Raw genomic sequence first — 17,906 nt, 5'->3', positions numbered from 1 at the left:
ATTTGCTTGGTTTTTTACTTTATTATTTTCATATGTTCAAACGGATAATAAATGCCTGCTAACTTTCCTAACACATCTTCTCTATCAATAAAACCTAAACCATTTCTACTATCTTTACTTATTAAGCGATTATCTCCCATAACAAAAATCTTATTTTTAGGAACTGTAATCGGTCCAAAGTCCTCTGTTAAATTCATAAGTTTTTTTTCTGCTTGTTTTTTATTACTATCCAAATACTCTTCATCTTTCACTTCAGAATTTACATATAATTGATCATTTCTCATCTCAATTATATCTCCAGATAATCCAATCACTCTTTTGACATAAAAATTATCTGTTTTCACAACAATAATATCTTCTCTCCCATAGCTTTCAAATTGTTTTGCTAACTTATTAACAATTACCTTATCTCCATCTTGCAACGTTGGCCTCATAGATGCTCCTTTTACAGTCGTAGGGAAAAACACAAAAATTTTCGCCAAAAACACCAATAAACATGCAATTGCAATAGTTCCAAAGAATTCACGCCAACGTTTTTTCTTTTGCATCATTTCACCATCTCATCATCTTTTTACTTTTATTATAAATAATACAACTGATATTTTTCTACAAAATTCTGAATTATAAAATTATAATATTAGAAATTTCAAAATGGTAATACTGATCAAATTAAACAAGCAAAAAAGATACTCTCAAAATAGTCTATTCACTATTTTGAGAGTATCTTTTTATAATCCCACATATACAATACACATTTGAGCAGCTACATATGTAAACCAAATCCAAAGTGGCTCATACTTCAATTTACGCCCTCCGATATCTGTCACGCCAATAATAAAATCAGAAATCACAAACAGTAAACCACCAAACGCTGGTATCCACCATATTCCTGTATTTTCATAATATAAGGCGAATGCAAAGCAAGCCATTCCTCCAACCCACAATCCGTAAATTAGAGCTCCTATCGTAAACAATTTATCCTGTTTATCATTTCGGATAAAGAAGAACCATCCTACAATTAGAAAGAGCCCATATACGAGTAAGCCAATCCAAAAACCATTCCACGAAATTCCTGTTTGCAAAAATGCTTTTACATAAAAACAATGAGCAAGAGCGAAAGTAACCATCCCACCAATTAACCTGTGACCAATTGGAATCAGCCCAGCCATAAACAAATCTCCCACAGTCGATAAAGTCATACCAAGTGCAACCCACGTACTATACTCTACAGATGGATCTTGTAACCATATCCAAATTGCACTACCTGTTAAAGAAAAACTAAGAATAAGACGGATTGCTAAAGGTAACGGCATATTATCTTGTGTTCTTTTTGTCTGCCGCATTGCATAAATTGCACCAATTAAAAAAAGAAGTATTTGCCCAATTAACACCACGTAAAGTAGATTCATAATATGTTCTCCTCAATAAATGCTTTTTGTATCTTTTTTCGTTACACTTAGTCTATTATCCTTTTTCTATAAAAAAAGAAGAACAGTACTGTTCTTCCATTGTAATCGCTTTTCTGCTTTCTATGCTACTTGTTTTTCTTTCTCTATTTTTTGCTTAGCTGGCGTCCGATTTACCACAATAATTCCCGCGGCTACACATGCTAAACCGAGTAACACAAATGAATGAATTGCTTCACCTAAAATCATGCTCGATAATAACACACCAAATACGGGTATAAAGAACATATACATAGATACTTTTCCAACCTTATTGTACTTCATAATTGTATTCCAAATGCAAAAACCAGCTGCAGATAAGAAAGATAAATAAATCAGCATAAGTAGTGCATGTAGACTAAATGTAAATGGCATTACTCCAACTTGTAAAGCCCCTATACATAATAATCCTATAGAACCAAACATCATTTGGTATGCTGTCATATAGCCAACATCTAACGTTTTACTACCTTCTTTCGCTAATATGTTTCCATATGAATACAGCATTGCTGCACTAAGAAGTAATAAGCTTCCGATTCCAAAATGAAATGATAAGCTACCATCACTCGGCATATTTACTAAAACGACGCCACAAAAGCCAATCGATACGCCAATTATTTTTCTCATATTGAGGGCATCATCTTTATATAAAAAATGGGCGAGTAAAATTTGAAAGAATGATGATGTCCCTGAAATGATAGCTCCTTCAATTCCCGAACTATAACTCATTCCAATATAAAAACAGATATATTGAAGAAACGTTTGGAATAAACCAATTTGTATTAACTGTTTCCCCGTTCCTTTTTTGAAGCTCATATCTTTTCCTAACACTTTAAAGAATAATAAGAGCATGAATCCAGATAAAAAGAAACGATAACCGGCAAATAATATTTGCTCTCCAACTTCTTGTGGTTGAATTCCAAGTTCAACATAACTTAATTTAATAAAAGGAAATGCGCTTCCCCATAAAAAAGTTGCTACTATTGCAGCAATAAATACGCCAATCGGATGGGTAAAAAATTTCTCTGTCTTCACTTGTTGTCTTCCTTTCCGACCTTTTTATGAACAATATTCATATATACCAAAGGAATTGCGAAAACACAAGTTTTCCGTTTATACTTGAAACAAAACCGTACCATCTCATAAAAACATATGATATACTATAGAATAATTACAACATAAGAACGATTAAAAACAGATTCAACAGAAATGCTGCTATCCATTATGGATGGCAGCTTTCGTCGTTTTATAGGGGTTTCGATTTTGATTATTTTTCTCAATAAGAATTCGGAAGGAGCGAGTAGTAATGAACTCAGAAGTAAAAACGTTACACGCAAAAGAAACAATTTCTCATCCCTCTTTATGGGACACATTAAAAAAACATTATGAACTTGTATTTGCAGTAGCATCTGGTATTTTTATTTTAGTTGGTTGGTTATTTACAAAGAACGATGCAATGAATGTAGGTATTACTTGCTATATCCTTGCTTATATAGTTGGTGGATATGCAAAAGCAAAAGAAGGAATTGAAGATACGATTGAAGAAAAAGAGCTAAATGTTGAAATGCTAATGCTCTTTGCAGCTATTGGTGCTGCAATTATTGGCTACTGGGCAGAAGGGGCTATTTTAATCTTCATCTTTGCACTCAGCGGTGCTATGGAATCTTATACGTTAAGTAAGAGCCAAAAAGAAATTTCCGCTCTTCTTGACTTACAGCCTGAAGAAGCATTACGTATTTCCACCGGAACTGAGGAACGTGTTCCTGTTGGAGAGTTACAAATTAACGACATTATTTTAATTAAACCCGGTGAACGTGTTCCTGCTGACGGTACGATTCATAACGGTGAAACAAATATCGATGAGGCAGCAATCACAGGAGAACCTATTCCAAATGAGAAAAGACATGGCGATGAAGTATTTGCCGGTACTGTAAATTTACGTGGTGCTATCGAAGTTAAAATTACGAAGCCGAGCGATCAAACATTATTCCAAAAGATTATCCGTCTCGTCCAAAGTGCACAAAGTGAAAAATCACCATCACAACTATTCATTGAAAAGTTTGAAGGAACATACGTAAAAGGTGTACTACTCGTTGTTGCGCTTATGATGTTCGTTCCTCATTTCTTACTTGACTGGAGCTGGAATGAAACGTTTTATCGCGCTATGATCTTACTTGTAGTCGCATCTCCTTGTGCGCTCGTAGCTGCCATTACACCAGCTACGTTATCAGCCATTTCTAACGGAGCGAGAAACGGTATTCTCTTTAAAGGCGGTATACATTTAGAACGCCTTGCTTCTGTGAAAGCAATCGCGTTTGATAAAACAGGAACATTAACAGAAGGTAAACCTACCGTAACAGATGTATATGTTCGAGAAAATATAACAGAAAAAGAAGTACTTTATATTACAGCATCAATTGAAAGTCACTCTACACATCCTTTAGCTGAATCCATTGTTAAATATGCACAACATGCGTACGACATTACTTTAAAAAAACCAGAAAAGGTTGAAGATGTAACTGGTTTTGGTCTAAAAGGAATATTGGAAAACAACGCTTATAAAATAGGTAAAGCTGATTTTATCGGTGAAGAAACAAAGACATTTCATAATGGTATTTCTGCCTCACTTGAAAAAGAAGGTAAAACTGTCGTTTATATTAGTGATGAGGGAGGCATTCTTGGACTTATCGCTTTAAAAGATACGCTTCGCCAAGAAACAATAGCTGCTATTCGTGATTTACAAAGCATTGGTGTCGAAGCAATTATGATTACTGGAGATAATGAAGAAACGGCAAAAGCAATTGCCTCTGAAAGTAATATAAAGGAATATTACGCATCATGCTTACCAGAAACAAAAGTTGAAACGATTAAAAAGTTAAAAGAAAAATACGGTACAGTAGCAATGGTTGGAGACGGTATAAATGATGCACCTGCCCTAGCTACTGCTAGCATTGGTGTCGCAATGGGAGAAGGAACAGATGTAGCTTTAGAAACTGCAGATGTTGTACTGATGAAGAACGAACTATCTCGCCTTTCCCAAGCAATTCGTTTATCAAAACGAATGAACCGTATTGTGAAGCAAAACGTAATCTTTTCGCTAGTCGTTATTGCCATGCTAATTTGTTCAAACTTCTTGCAATTTTTAGCTCTTCCATTCGGTGTTATTGGCCATGAAGGAAGTACGATTCTTGTCATTTTGAATGGCTTACGATTACTAAAAGGAAGCAAATAAAACGGGTCCCTCATAGAGGACCCGTTTTTTTTAGTGATAGCTATTATGACCGTTCGCACTGCTACTCGTTTTATGCTTTGGATGCGAACTGCTCTTTTGTTTATTATTACTTTTATTATTATGGTTCTTTTTATTATTACTCATGAAATATCCCCCCTGTTCCTTTTTATTATGGAACAAGAACTCATTATTCATTACGGGAATTATTGTCACCGGTTCTATAATGGTGGAGTAAACCATTAATTTCACCGCCAAGTAAAATTACCCATCCAGTTAAATAAAACCATAACATTAAAATAATGATACCACCGAGACCACCATATGTATTGGCGTAATTCGCAAACTTATCTACATAATAAGCAAATGAGTAAGACACCACAATCCATCCTACAGTAGCAAATAACGCCCCTGAAATAACTTCTCTTCTTTTTAACTTTCGATCTGGTGCAAATGTATATAAGAAACTAAACAAAGCAAATAGTACGAAGAAACTCGCTACTAATCGTGTAATGCTCCATACGAAAGAAAAACTATCTGATAAACCGAGTGCTTTAAACACTGCTGCTCCAATAACTTGTCCGAATACCGGAACAATTAACGCAAAGACAATCATAAAAATAATAGCTAATGTAAACACAATTGATAACGCTCTTGTTGTAATAAAAGAACGTGTTTCCTTTACGTCATAAGCGCGGTTAAAAGCATTCATAACCGCATTAACACCATTTGAGGCAAACCATAACATGGATAATAAACCAAATGATAATAAACCACCATTTTGCTGGTTTACAACTTTATCTACATTTACCTCAATTAAGTTCATTGCATCATCTGGTACATAAACCTCTAATAAACTAAGCACATCCTCTGTTTGAATGGGAATAAATCCAAGAAGCGTAATTAAGAAAACGAGCCCAGGAAAAATTGCAAGCAAGAAGAAATAAGCGAGCTGTGCTGCCAAGCCCGCTACATCATCGCGCATCGTCCGGTCATATAAATCTTTACCAAACGAATAAGTACGATTTCTTCTCACCTTTTCTAAAATTTTTCTCATATATGTTTAAACGCTTTTCTTCTCTTCTTTATCTTGCTTTAACTCAATGTACGCTTCAGTTTTTTTTTCCACTGCATTTGAGTCTTTTATAAATAATTCACGCGCTTCTTTCATACCACCATCTTCAGCAACTACTGGCTCTTCTTCTGCTTTCAGCTCATCTACCTTTGGAGATACAGCTTGAATTTCAATCGTTTCTGGCTTTTCTTCTGGCTCAACTTTTTTCTTACTAAAAATTTCTTTCGTTTCTTTTAACGTCTCTACAACAGATGGCGTTAATTTTTTAATTTCTGCTACTTTCGCTTTTACCACATTGAAATCAGCAAGTTCGCGTCCTTTATCTGTAACAGTTTGCACTTTTTCTTTGATCTTTGCATTTTCACCAATTTCAATCATCTTTGTTTTTGCTTTTTCTGCTGTATTTTTTACTTTTTCACGGTTTTCTTTCTTTAACATGGATACAGCTACACCTGCCGCTACACCAATCGCAATGTTTCGAGCAATATTATTTTTCTTTGCCATATTCCTTCACCCTTTCATTTCTTATGTTAGAAAGTATTTCTTTCTAAGCTTCCTCATATTCCTTGTTCATTTCGTATGAAAGCTAATAGCTTTGCACACCCTTCTGTTACAAGGTCATATACTTCTTGGAAATTCCCTGTATAGTAAGGGTCAGGAACGTCTGTCCAGCCACCGTCTGGAACAAAGTCGGACAGCCTACCAATATAGCCTCCAGTTTTACCTAAACTTTTTAAATCTGCTATATTCTTGTTGTCCATGGCAATAATATAATCAAACTTTGTTAAGTCTTCTTTTTCTACTTGCCTTGCTTTAATTCCTTCAAAAGTGACTGCATTTTCTTTTAAAATTTTTTGTGTTCCTTTATGTGGCGGATGGCCAACATGCCAATCTCCAGTTCCTGCAGAATCAATGACAATTTTCTCTTCAAGTCCCTCTTTTACGACAAGATTTCGAAAAATCGCTTCTGCCATCGGAGAACGGCAAATGTTCCCAAGACAAACAAACAATACTTGAACCATGTTTTTGTTTCTTCCCTTCTTGGTGCATTTCTTCATATATACTTATAGTATAAACAACCAATTATGAAATATAAAGGAAATCCCTACTAATTTAATAGGATTGAAAAGATCCATTAACGAAAATGATAAAAAATGTTAAGATAGCCTTATGTTATTTTAAAGGGGGACACTTCGGTGGATTTATCCGTAAAGTCAGAAGAAAACGTTGAATACATGGTCGAAGCTATTAAAGAAAAATTACGTATGGTTAATGCTGGAGCGATGAGAGCTGCTAGTTTTAACGAAGAAATGTACGAAGATTTACGTGACATTTATGATCATGTTATGAAACGTGAAACATTCAGCATTAGTGAAATGCAAGCTATTACAGAAGAATTAGGTACATTAATTAAAAAGTAAAAAAGCCTCTCTTATTATGAGGCTCTTTTTTATTTCCAACAAATTCATGACAACTCTTCTCTTTCCCTCAACCAACTGTAAAATATTGTACAATAGAAGTAGAACCTCACCTTAGATTTTTTCTCCATACATACTACTCACAAATAATAGCAACACTACCATTGCTAACTGTTTTTACTGGAGGTGCTTACTTATGAGCAATTGGTACAGTAAGACGAAAGATCAAACATTGATTGACCTAGAAACAAACGAACAAAACGGTTTAACAGATGAGATTGTAAGTGAACGTTTAAAGCAATACGGTTCTAATGAATTAGCTACAAAACAAAAACGCACTTTATGGCAGCGTATTTTCGCCCAAATTAATGACGTCCTCGTATATGTCCTTATTATTGCTGCCCTTATTTCTGCCTTTGTAGGTGAATGGGCGGATGCCAGTATTATCGCGCTTGTTGTAGTTTTAAATGCTGTTATCGGTGTTGTCCAAGAATCGAAAGCAGAACAAGCTTTAGAGGCATTGAAAAAGATGGCAACACCTAAAGCTATCGTCAAGAGAAATGGTGAACTAAAAGAAATTCCATCTGAGCACGTCGTTCCAGGGGATATCGTTATGCTCGACGCCGGACGATATATCCCATGCGATTTACGCCTTATTGAAACCGCAAATTTAAAAGTTGAAGAATCTGCTCTAACTGGCGAATCTGTCCCTGTTGATAAAGATGCAATCTACCACCCTTCCATGCAAAGTGATGAGCAAGTACCACTCGGCGATCAAAAAAACATGGCATTTATGTCCACTCTTGTAACATACGGAAGAGGCGTCGGTGTTGCTGTTGAAACTGGAATGAACTCACAAATTGGTAAGATTGCTACCCTTTTACATGAAGCAGACGATGATATGACACCACTTCAAAAAAGCTTAGCACAAGTCGGAAAATATTTAGGCTTTGTCGCTGTAGCTATTTGTATCGTTATGTTCCTCATCGTTTTTTTACAAGGCCGGGATACGTTAGAAATGTTTATGACTGCTATTAGTTTAGCCGTTGCAGCTATTCCAGAAGGCTTGCCAGCTATCGTTTCCATCGTTCTTGCAATTGGTGTGCAACGTATGATTAAACAAAACGTTATCATTCGGAAACTACCAGCTGTTGAAGCCCTCGGTTCTGTCACAATTATTTGTTCAGATAAAACAGGTACGTTAACGCAAAATAAAATGACCGTTACTCACTTTTATAGTGATAACACATACGATCGCTTAGAAAGTTTAAATGTAAATAATGATGCGCAACGTCTATTGTTAGAAAATATGGTGCTATGTAATGATGCTTCTTACACTAACGAATCACAAACGGGAGACCCGACTGAAATTGCACTTCTCGTTGCTGGAACCACTTTTAACATGCAAAAAGATCATTTAGAAAAAATACATGAACGTGTTAACGAAGTACCTTTCGATTCAGATCGTAAAATGATGTCAACCGTACATACATACGATGAAGGCTACTATAGCATGACGAAAGGCGCTATTGATAAGCTCTTACCTCGATGTACCCATATTTTTAAAAACGGCAAAATCGAGATTTTAACTGATTCTGATAAAAATCAAATATTAGAAGCTGCCGGAGCAATGTCTCAAGAAGCTTTAAGAGTACTTTCATTCGCATTTAAACAATACAATTCAAACAATGTGGATATAAACCATCTTGAAGAAAATCTTATCTTTATTGGTCTTGTCGGTATGATTGATCCACCACGAACTGAAGTGAAAGATTCAATTACAGAATGTAAAAAAGCCGGTATTCGCACAGTTATGATTACTGGTGACCATAAAGATACCGCCTTTGCAATTGCCAAAGAACTTGGCATTGCTGAAGAAATATCGGAAATTATGATTGGAACTGAATTAGATAACATTTCTGATACAGAACTAGCTAGCAAAATTAATCATTTAAATGTATTCGCTAGAGTCTCTCCAGAGCATAAAGTGAAAATTGTAAAGGCATTACGCGCGAAAGGAAATATCGTTTCTATGACTGGTGATGGCGTCAATGATGCACCATCTTTAAAGCAAGCCGATGTCGGCGTAGCGATGGGCATTACAGGAACAGACGTTGCAAAAGGGGCAGCGGATGTTGTGTTAACAGATGATAATTTTTCATCTATCGTGAAAGCTGTTGAAGAAGGTAGAAATATTTATCGCAACATAAAAAAATCAATTCTCTTCCTACTCTCTTGTAACTTCGGAGAAATTATCGCTTTATTTTTAGCAATTTTACTCGGCTGGGCAACACCACTACGACCTATTCATATTTTATGGGTGAATTTAATTACAGATACACTGCCTGCATTATCACTTGGGGTTGATCCTGAAGATCCAGATGTGATGAAGGAAAAACCACGACATGCAAAAGAAAGCTTATTTAGTGGCAGCGTTCCTTTCCTAATTTTCAATGGAGTTATCATTGGACTTTTAACGCTAATAGCTTTTATCGCCGGAGCAAAATTCTATACTGGAGATACAAATTTATTCCCTCTTTTCCCAGAGCGAATTGATGACGATGCTCTATTACACGCTCAAACGATGGCATTTGTCGTTCTTAGTTTTTCTCAGCTCGTTCATTCATTTAACTTGCGTTCAAGAACGAAATCAATTTTTTCAATTGGGATCCTTACAAATAAATATTTAGTTTTCTCCCTTCTTATCGGTGTTCTTATGCAAGTTTGTATCATCTCCATCCCGCCCCTTGCAAATATATTCGGTGTACATGCATTAACGATGCGAGATTGGGGATTTGTTCTCTTATTGAGTATCATTCCACTTATTGTGAATGAGATTATTAAATTAGTGAAGAGAAACTAAAAGGCAATGAGGAATATTCCTCATTGCCTTTTCATTTATCCTTGTAATTCTTTTTTGATATTCTCCGTTAATGTAGCCATACGCTTGCGGCTTTCTTCACGCTCACGTTTATTTTGTTCTTCAATTTGTTGTGTTTCTTGCATACCTTTTGAAATAATGTTCCAAGTTTCCTCAAGCGTTTCCATCTTAATACTAGAAGAACCTGATAATCTCGCTACTTCTACACTTTGCGTTGCGATATTTTGTGCATTTTTCTTAAGTAATTCATTTGTACGGCGATCAAGTTCAGCCATAGAATCTGCAACAAGCTTTTGACGTTTCGCATTTACTGCTTGAATGATACCATTTTTAAAGATAGGAATCGTTGTAATAAATGCTGTATTGATTTTACCAATTAATTTATTATTACCACGTTGAATCATGCGAATTTGCGGCGCTGTAAGTAGCGCAACCATACGCGCTTTTTCTAAATCATCAATACGTTGCTCTAAAATTTCAACCGAGTTTTTAAGAGACTCTAATTCAATACCTGCTAATTGATCATTATTACGCACGCGCTCTTCATACATCGGAACTAATTCTGTATTTAAACGCTCTAATAACATTTCTCCTGCTACTACGTACTTCTCTAAGTCTAAATAATATTTTAAGTTTTGCTCATACAAGCCATCTAACGTTCCAATTGATTTTTTCATCTCATCTTGGTACTTCGTAATTTCCACATAAACCTTATCAATTTCGCGGCCCATCGTTTGATATTTACTAAAGATTTGTTCTATCATTTTATCCGCTTTTTTGAACATGCGCGAGAAGAAACCACTTTTTTCTTCTGCAAAGTCTTTACTATCAAATCTGTCCATAATTTTACCAAGTTGCTTTAACAATTCACCAGAATCTTCTATCTTTGATAATGACATTGTATGTAAAATTTGATCAGCAAAACGTGAAATTTCCATAGAAGGTTCTTTTCCAAGTTCAATTAATTCCAATTGATCTTTAATATCTACTGCGTTATAAATACGTTGCACATCTGCATCTTGTCTAAGTTGCAAGCGAACATCTTGTGCGGTTTGCTCATTCAATTCAGTTTTCGAATCTAGTACGACTGGGTTATTCATATGGTATTCTCCCTTTCCTTATAAAAATGGACGAAATAGTCCTTTTATTGTTTGTGATAAATTTTTATAGGCTGATGAACCATGAAACTCAAGATCGAAATTAACTTCTTCAAGCCAATGGGAATCAAATGCTCCCGCTTCAACATATGGTTCAATATCGTTTCTGCCCGTGGGATTGAAATGGAATACATCTACTCCAATTTGATTTAAAAATAGTAATAAAACAGCGTCAGAACGAGTTAATTCTCCGCTCTTCTCATTATTAAATATAACAATTTTCGGTACATCTTGTGAATAATCAAATTTCTCAAGCTGTTCTAAAATATTGGGTGGTATTTGAGAAAGTTGTGCGAAAACATATAGCGCTACATCTTGTTTCGTCTCTTTCGCAATTGGTTTGCACATTTCACTTTCGCACGTATGGATAATCGCCTCTGCAATCCCATGTTGTAAACCTTCCGGTAAACGCTTATGCGGCCACCAATGGCTATTCATAATTAGATCAGGATGTAATTTTCCAGCTCGGTCCAATGCATCTCGATAATGATATTGGAAGTTTGCTTTTTGCTCTTTCGTAAACGGGAATGTATTAATTAATAAACTGTTATCAAATGATGTAACAGCCTTTAATCGTTGAAAATATTCTTTATCATTCTTTGAAACGCCTGATATTTTCGCAAATAAAGAAGGAATATAAATATGTTTATTTTCAACAAAGAATGTTGGACGTACAAATGCCTTTTCTTTCGTAATTAAAAAGAGTTCATCATATGTCGTTTTTAACGTACGTGCTACAGGTGTATACGAACGGAATTGCCACGGTTTATATAATAGTGAATTATCGTGGTGAAGTACTTGTTCAATTTCTTTCGAAGCTTGATACGCTACTGTTGCAACACGCTCGCGGCGGCGATCAGGGAATGGTTCAAGAGAAATGCGACCCGGATGGGACACAATAAAAGTTCTTCCCTCTTCATCAATATTTTCAAATCCATCTTTTCCTTCGGGGTGATAATAAAGCACATCACAACCGAGCATAATAAGAAAATATAAGAAATATATACGGCTTTCCTGTGCATCACCATACCAAACGATACGTGGCATCTGTTTCTTATAATTAATCGTAGAGAACCACTTCGCTACGTAATTTTCGCTTAGTTTAATTATGTCGATTAAGAAACGACGGAAGCCTTCTGTCTTTAACGACTGATTATGTTGTTTCTCATATAATTTCAATACTGCAATAAACGTCGTATGTATGTAATGCTGTAAATCAGGGTTGTCTACTTTCGGTAAAAGTTGTTTCCCAGATAAGTGTGCAACTAACCTATTTACTGTCAGACCATTTGGTGCTTCTTGATGTAATCCGAACACTTCTTGAATATGACGAAGCTTTTCTGAATCAATCACTTTGTTTAAATTTTGTTCGTGTAAAACTTCGATTCCTTTCGCTTCACTATAATCAAACAGTTCATTAAAATATTCATCTACATCATTAGGAACGCCTAGGATTCGACATGCTATATAACTAAATTTCATCTCATTCTCTGTCAGCTCATATTGTGGGCGTTTTTCTAAAAGCGCTTCAAATTGCTTTAAATCTGATTCATCTTTTAATGCATATGGTTGAAGTGTAAAACGTGAAAACACAACAGTTCACCTCCAAAAACATTTACGTTTTTTCTAAGTCCTTCTTCTATTATAAACTATTTTTGGTTATAAAAAATGGGCGCTCGCAAAACGAGCAAACCCATTTCAATTATTTATTGTCTTCTTTAGTAGCTGCTACTTCTTCTTTAGCTTGTCCAGAATTCTTCATGTAGTGAAGTATAAATGTTGCTCCAAATGCTACAACTAAAATAATGAAGAACACTGTATGGCTTATTTCAATATGAATAACAGACAATAACATTTTTGCTGCAATAATTAAAATTAAAATATATGCTGTCGTTTCAAGTTCTGGAATACGCTCTAACAATTTTAAGAATACACCAGCGATACCACGCATCATTAAAATACCTAGCATTCCGCCTAATAGTAAAATCCAAACTTCATTAGATACACCAAATGCAGCAAGTACGCTATCTACAGAGAATGCGATATCCATTAATTCAACCATCGCAACTGTTCCCCAGAAGACACCGAACATTCTGAAGAGAATACTATTTTGGTTCATACCATGAGATTCCTCTTCTTCTGCATTACCTTTTCTTTTATCAATGAAGTATTTAACTGAAAGCCACGCTAAGTAAAGTGCACCTAACACTTTTACCCATGCTAATTTAATTAAGAACATCCCGATTCCAATCGCAATAAAGCGGAACACATAAGCTCCAATAAGTCCATAGAATAATGCTTTTTTACGTTTTTCTTCCGGAAGGTGTTTTACCATTACCGCTAACACAAGTGCGTTATCAGCAGATAACAACCCTTCAAGTACAACAAGTGTACCTATTAATCCCCAAGATACTGGATCTTGCAACACTTTAATCCACATGTCCAAGTCGAAAAACTGAGCATACGTATCAAGGATTCCTTGCAAAATACTCATCTTACCTTTATCCCCTATTCTTTGCTAGATTTATAGAAAGGTCAAAAAAAGGAAACGAATATCGTTTCCTTTCTATGCATCCAAGCCATACGCTCTTACAAGCGCACCTAAACCACCTTGGAATCCACTTCCTACTGCATTAAACTTCCACTGTCCATTATGACGGTATAATTCACAAAAGACAACTGCTGTTTCGATGGAGAAATCTTCCCCTAAATCAAAACGAAGAACTTCTTCATTCGTCTCTTCATTCGCTAAACGAACAAACGCATTTCCAACTTGCCCAAAGTTTTGACTACGGCCTTCTGCATCATAAATCGTAACTGTAATAGCAATTTTATGAACATCTGCTGGAACCTTCTTCAAATCTACAACAAGTTGCTCATCGTCGCCTTCGCCTTCGCCTGTACGGTTATCTCCTGTATGTAAAACAGATCCACAAGGAGACTGTAAATTATTATAGAAAATAAAATCAGTTTCCTTCGTACATTTTCCGTTTGCATCTAATAAAAAGGCAGATGCATCTAAATCGAAATCTGATCCACCGTCATAAGATTTAATATCCCATCCAAGACCAATTACTGCTTTTGTTAAACCAGGGCTTGTCTTACCTAAATCGATTTTCTGTCCTTTTTGTAATTGAATAACCATCTATATTCACCTCTATATTTTTATCTTTAAAAATATATCCATCGGTATACACGCATTTCACCGATGGATATATAAATCAAATCTATTACTCTACATCTAAACCAAAATTATTACATAGAGACGCTAATCCACCTTGGAATCCACTTCCGATTGCATTGAATTTCCAGTCACCTGCATGACGATATAATTCACCTACTACTACGGCTGTTTCAATAGAGAAATCTTCTCCTAAATCGTAACGAATTAATTCTGCATTCTTTTCTTCATCTAAAATACGTACGAAAGAGTTAGAAACTTGTCCAAAGTTTTGGCTGCGTCCTTCTCCATCGTAAATCGTGATTGTGAAGCAAATACGTTCGATATGTGCAGGTACATTTTTCAAATCTACTTTAATCGATTCATCATCGCCTTCACCTTCGCCAGTTCGGTTATCTCCTAAATGCTCTACAGCACCATTCGCACCTTTTGGGTTATTATAGAAGACGAAATCCTCTGCACCTGAAACTTTACCGTTAGCACCTACTAAGAAAATACTAACATCTAAATCGAAATCGTTTTGTCCATCATAACGATTCGTATCCCAACCAAGTCCTACAAGAACTTTTGAAAGACCTGGATTAGTTTTTGTTAAGTCTACCTTTTGTCCTTTTTTCAATGAAATTGATGCCATATACAATTCCTCCTCGGTTATTTTATTGATAACGTGATACAATCTCACTTAAGTTTTTATCTTGTGTTCCTTCTCCAACTGCTGAAAACTTCCATTCACTTCCGTGACGATACATTTCACCTGCAATTAGAGTCGTTTTGCCAGCATAATTATCCGATAAATTATAGCGTGCTAATTCTTCACCAGTTTGCGGGTTTTGAATACGAATATATGCATTACGAATCATCCCGAAATCTTGACGACGATTTACACAGTCATAAATATTTACAACGAATACTAAACGATTAATACGGCTCGGAACTTTATGTAATTCTACGAAAATTGTTTCGTCATCACCAGCGCCTTCGCCTGTTAAATTATCTCCTGAATGAATAATACTACCACAAGTAGAAAGTTTATTTCCGAAGTAAACTAAATCATTTTTGTTTAAAAAACGATCTCCTTCTAACATAACAACAGATGCATCACAATCTACATTTGGTTTACTTCCAAATAATGAAGACAGAAATCCACCTGATTGCCCAATTGGATCCCAGCCTAAGCCAACCTGTAGTTTTGCTACTTTTGGTTGTCCTTTCGTTAAATCGATCTTTTGACCTTTTTCTAAAATAATAGGCATGAAGTTTCTCCCTTTCTACAAAGCATTTTCCAAATCGGAAAATATTGTATTCTTCTCTTATATTGTAGCATTATTTACCTAGCGATAAAAAGGATAAATTCTCAGTTATATGAAAACATTCATATAATTTACTTATGATGATGTAAGAAGTGGTAAATAGCACCAATCATTCCTGCACAATTACCGTTTTGTGCAAGTTCAATCTCACAATTATTATAAATCTCTTGATTTAAGTATTTACTGACCTCCTCTTTTACTTCTTTTAAAAACTCATTTCCTCTATCGGTAATTCCTCCACCAATAATAATCGTTTCTGGATTAAAAATATAAGCAAGATTACTAATTCCAATCGCCAAATGTTTAAAGAAGATCCCAACTGCTTGAGCAACTTCCCGATCTCCTTTATCATACAACTCGAAAATTCTTTTCCCATTCCACTCGCCTTTGCCTTTATATTTTCTTACAAGCCGAATTAATCCTGAAATCGAAGCAACCTCTTCAAACGTTTTTCCTTCTATTAACATATTCCCCCATTCACCAGCACTAAATGAATGTCCTCGGTACAATTCTCCATCTATAAAAATTGCTCCCCCAATTCCTGTTCCAAGGGTGAGCATAATAAAGTTCTCTTTCTCTCTTCCACTACCATTCCACTTTTCTCCAAACGCTGCACAATTCACATCATTGTCAATCGATACTGGAACTTTTAATATCTCTTGCAATCTATCAATAATAGGAATAGTACTATATCCCGGAATATGATCCGCACCTCCCGTCACAATTCCTTTATTAATATCAACAATTCCCGTAGTGCTAATACCAATTCCTGCAATAGTATGTTCATTCATTATTTTTTTGGATACATATATAAGTTTTTGAATAATTTGTTCTCCGCCTAAATGAATTTCTGTTGCAACTGTTTTACGCTTTAATACTCTCCCTATTTCTGAAACAATGCCATACTTAATTTGCGTACCGCCAATATCAAACGCTATGTACTCTTTCATCTACTGCCACTTCCTCTACCGTTATGAATGTAAATTCTCCGCCTCTACTATTTGTAGGAAATCTACATTAACTCTTTTCTGCTTTGACAAATACACCACCTTTTTCTATATATAGTTTTTTTTGCATAAAACTCTTTTTCCTAAGAAATATTACAAAGGGATGTATTTTAGATGGAATATTAATTTCTTAGGAGGAAAACCATGACGAAAATCTTCATTTTAGCATCAACACTCTCTTTATCTTTTTTTAGCGGTTTAAATATCGGTAATGCTGCAACTGAAAACTTCCAACCATTAACAAACGCTATTGTACAAAATAGCGATCATTTTGCCGAAGGAAATTTAAAGGATAATAATAAACCTCCAGGAAATAACGGTTCTCAGGACGATAGTGGTTCTGGCAGCAATGGTTCCGGCGGTAACGGTTCTGGTGGCAGTGGCTCTGACGGCAGTGGTTCCGGTGGCAATGGTTCTGGCGGTAACGGTTCTGGTGGTAACGGTTCTGGTGGTAGCGGCTCTGACGGCAGTGGTTCCGGTGGCAACGGTTCTGGTGGTAACGGTTCTGGTGGTAACGGTTCTGGTGGCAGTGGTTCCGGTGGCAATGGTTCTGGCGGTAACGGTTCTGGTGGTAACGGTTCTGGTGGCAGTGGCTCTCAAGGCAATGGTTCTGGTGGTAACGGTTCTGGTGGTAGTGGCTCTGGTGACAATGGTTCCGGTGGTAACGGTTCTGGTGGCAATGGCTCTGGCGGCAATGGTTCCGGCGGTAACGGTTCTGGTGGCAGTGGCTCTGGTGACAACGGTTCTGGTGGCAATGGTTCCGGCGGTAACGGTTCTGGTGGCAGTGGCTCTGGCGGCAATGGTTCTGGCGGTAACGGTTCTGGTGGCAGTGGCTCTCAAGGCGGTAATGGCTCTCAAGGTGGCAATCGTGTTAAAGGTGATAGCAGTTCTCAAGGCGGTAATGGCTCTCACGGCGGCAATCGTGTTAAAGGCGATAGCAATTCTCAAGGCGATAATGGCTCTCACGGCGGCAATCGTGTTAAAGGCGATAGCAATTCTCAGAAGGGCAACGGTTCTCAAGGTGGTAATGTAAAAGATAATACAAAAAAACAAGGTGATAAATTACCTAATACTGCAACGCATTACCCTATATCTATTTTAATGGGTCTTTCAACATTCCTAATTGGTATGTTACTGTTTATTCGTCGTAAAAACGTAAAATAAGAACAACATCCTTCCATCTAAAGAATACATGAAATACTG

17 protein-coding genes are annotated in these 17,906 nt (G+C 36.1%); 4 read left to right on the top strand and 13 right to left on the bottom strand.

Features of this window, described 5'->3' with window-relative positions; genetic code table 11:
- Positions 1-14 precede the first annotated feature (14 nt).
- The 3 genes from lepB to N2V79_RS02305 all read right to left on the bottom strand — a co-directional run bounded on the left by lepB (position 15) and on the right by N2V79_RS02305 (position 2,480).
- Positions 15-551, bottom strand: a complete 537-nt coding sequence (gene lepB, locus N2V79_RS02315; protein ID WP_000983310.1) for a signal peptidase I — start codon at positions 549-551, stop codon at positions 15-17.
- A 177-nt stretch (positions 552-728) separates the two neighbouring features.
- Positions 729-1,409: a lysoplasmalogenase gene (locus N2V79_RS02310; protein ID WP_340719544.1), complete on the bottom strand. Its 681-nt coding sequence runs from the start codon at positions 1,407-1,409 to the stop codon at positions 729-731.
- A gap of 120 nt (positions 1,410-1,529) precedes the next feature.
- Positions 1,530-2,480, bottom strand: coding sequence for a DMT family transporter (locus N2V79_RS02305; protein ID WP_000845702.1), 951 nt, complete (start codon positions 2,478-2,480; stop codon positions 1,530-1,532).
- Between the two features lie 271 nt (positions 2,481-2,751).
- Here N2V79_RS02305 and N2V79_RS02300 point away from each other — a divergent pair, with 271 nt between their 5' ends.
- Complete coding sequence (locus N2V79_RS02300) at positions 2,752-4,677, top strand: heavy metal translocating P-type ATPase (protein WP_163061477.1); 1,926 nt, start codon at positions 2,752-2,754, stop codon at positions 4,675-4,677.
- A gap of 187 nt (positions 4,678-4,864) precedes the next feature.
- Here the strand turns inward: N2V79_RS02300 and N2V79_RS02295 are convergent, their stop codons facing one another.
- The 3 genes from N2V79_RS02295 to N2V79_RS02285 are packed head-to-tail and all read right to left on the bottom strand — an operon-like array spanning position 4,865 to position 6,771.
- Complete coding sequence (locus N2V79_RS02295; protein WP_001226536.1) at positions 4,865-5,731, bottom strand: YihY/virulence factor BrkB family protein; 867 nt, start codon at positions 5,729-5,731, stop codon at positions 4,865-4,867.
- 6 nt (positions 5,732-5,737) lie between these two features.
- Positions 5,738-6,253 (bottom strand): DUF4075 domain-containing protein, encoded by a 516-nt coding sequence (locus tag N2V79_RS02290; RefSeq protein WP_001085387.1) that lies wholly within the window; start codon positions 6,251-6,253, stop codon positions 5,738-5,740.
- Positions 6,254-6,306: 53 nt separating this feature from the next.
- Complete coding sequence (locus N2V79_RS02285) at positions 6,307-6,771, bottom strand: low molecular weight protein-tyrosine-phosphatase (RefSeq protein WP_000250916.1); 465 nt, start codon at positions 6,769-6,771, stop codon at positions 6,307-6,309.
- A 174-nt stretch (positions 6,772-6,945) separates the two neighbouring features.
- Between N2V79_RS02285 and N2V79_RS02280 the strand changes: the two genes are divergently transcribed.
- Together N2V79_RS02280 and N2V79_RS02275 are read left to right on the top strand one after the other, a co-directional pair.
- Entirely contained in the window at positions 6,946-7,170 is a 225-nt protein-coding gene (locus tag N2V79_RS02280) for a DUF1128 domain-containing protein (RefSeq protein WP_000366196.1), read from the top strand.
- Between the two features lie 193 nt (positions 7,171-7,363).
- The gene (locus tag N2V79_RS02275) at positions 7,364-10,030 is read left to right on the top strand and encodes a cation-translocating P-type ATPase (protein ID WP_340719543.1); all 2,667 of its coding nucleotides are present in this window, start codon (positions 7,364-7,366) and stop codon (positions 10,028-10,030) included.
- A 35-nt stretch (positions 10,031-10,065) separates the two neighbouring features.
- Here N2V79_RS02275 and N2V79_RS02270 read toward each other — a convergent pair whose 3' ends face one another.
- The 7 genes from N2V79_RS02270 to N2V79_RS02240 all read right to left on the bottom strand — a co-directional run bounded on the left by N2V79_RS02270 (position 10,066) and on the right by N2V79_RS02240 (position 16,646).
- Entirely contained in the window at positions 10,066-11,148 is a 1,083-nt protein-coding gene (locus tag N2V79_RS02270) for a toxic anion resistance protein (protein WP_340719542.1), read from the bottom strand.
- 18 nt (positions 11,149-11,166) lie between these two features.
- A complete protein-coding gene (locus N2V79_RS02265; protein WP_000492846.1) occupies positions 11,167-12,798 on the bottom strand; it encodes a YceG family protein in 1,632 nt (543 codons plus the stop codon).
- A 109-nt stretch (positions 12,799-12,907) separates the two neighbouring features.
- Positions 12,908-13,699, bottom strand: coding sequence for a TerC family protein (locus tag N2V79_RS02260; protein ID WP_023520991.1), 792 nt, complete (start codon positions 13,697-13,699; stop codon positions 12,908-12,910).
- A 72-nt stretch (positions 13,700-13,771) separates the two neighbouring features.
- Positions 13,772-14,350 (bottom strand): TerD family protein, encoded by a 579-nt coding sequence (locus N2V79_RS02255; protein WP_000236649.1) that lies wholly within the window; start codon positions 14,348-14,350, stop codon positions 13,772-13,774.
- Positions 14,351-14,435: 85 nt separating this feature from the next.
- Positions 14,436-15,020, bottom strand: coding sequence for a TerD family protein (locus N2V79_RS02250; protein WP_000146729.1), 585 nt, complete (start codon positions 15,018-15,020; stop codon positions 14,436-14,438).
- Between the two features lie 22 nt (positions 15,021-15,042).
- Entirely contained in the window at positions 15,043-15,639 is a 597-nt protein-coding gene (locus N2V79_RS02245; protein ID WP_001121586.1) for a TerD family protein, read from the bottom strand.
- A gap of 128 nt (positions 15,640-15,767) precedes the next feature.
- Positions 15,768-16,646 (bottom strand): ROK family protein, encoded by an 879-nt coding sequence (locus N2V79_RS02240; RefSeq protein ID WP_340719541.1) that lies wholly within the window; start codon positions 16,644-16,646, stop codon positions 15,768-15,770.
- A 201-nt stretch (positions 16,647-16,847) separates the two neighbouring features.
- Here N2V79_RS02240 and N2V79_RS02235 point away from each other — a divergent pair, with 201 nt between their 5' ends.
- Entirely contained in the window at positions 16,848-17,867 is a 1,020-nt protein-coding gene (locus N2V79_RS02235; RefSeq protein WP_340719540.1) for an LPXTG cell wall anchor domain-containing protein, read from the top strand.
- Positions 17,868-17,906 lie beyond the last annotated feature (39 nt).

The sequence above is a fragment of the Bacillus sp. CH_70 genome (assembly GCF_038007045.1).
In the GTDB taxonomy this organism is placed as follows: Bacteria; Bacillota; Bacilli; order Bacillales; family Bacillaceae_G; genus Bacillus_A; species Bacillus_A cereus.
This window is presented reverse-complemented; position numbering and strand designations above follow the sequence as displayed.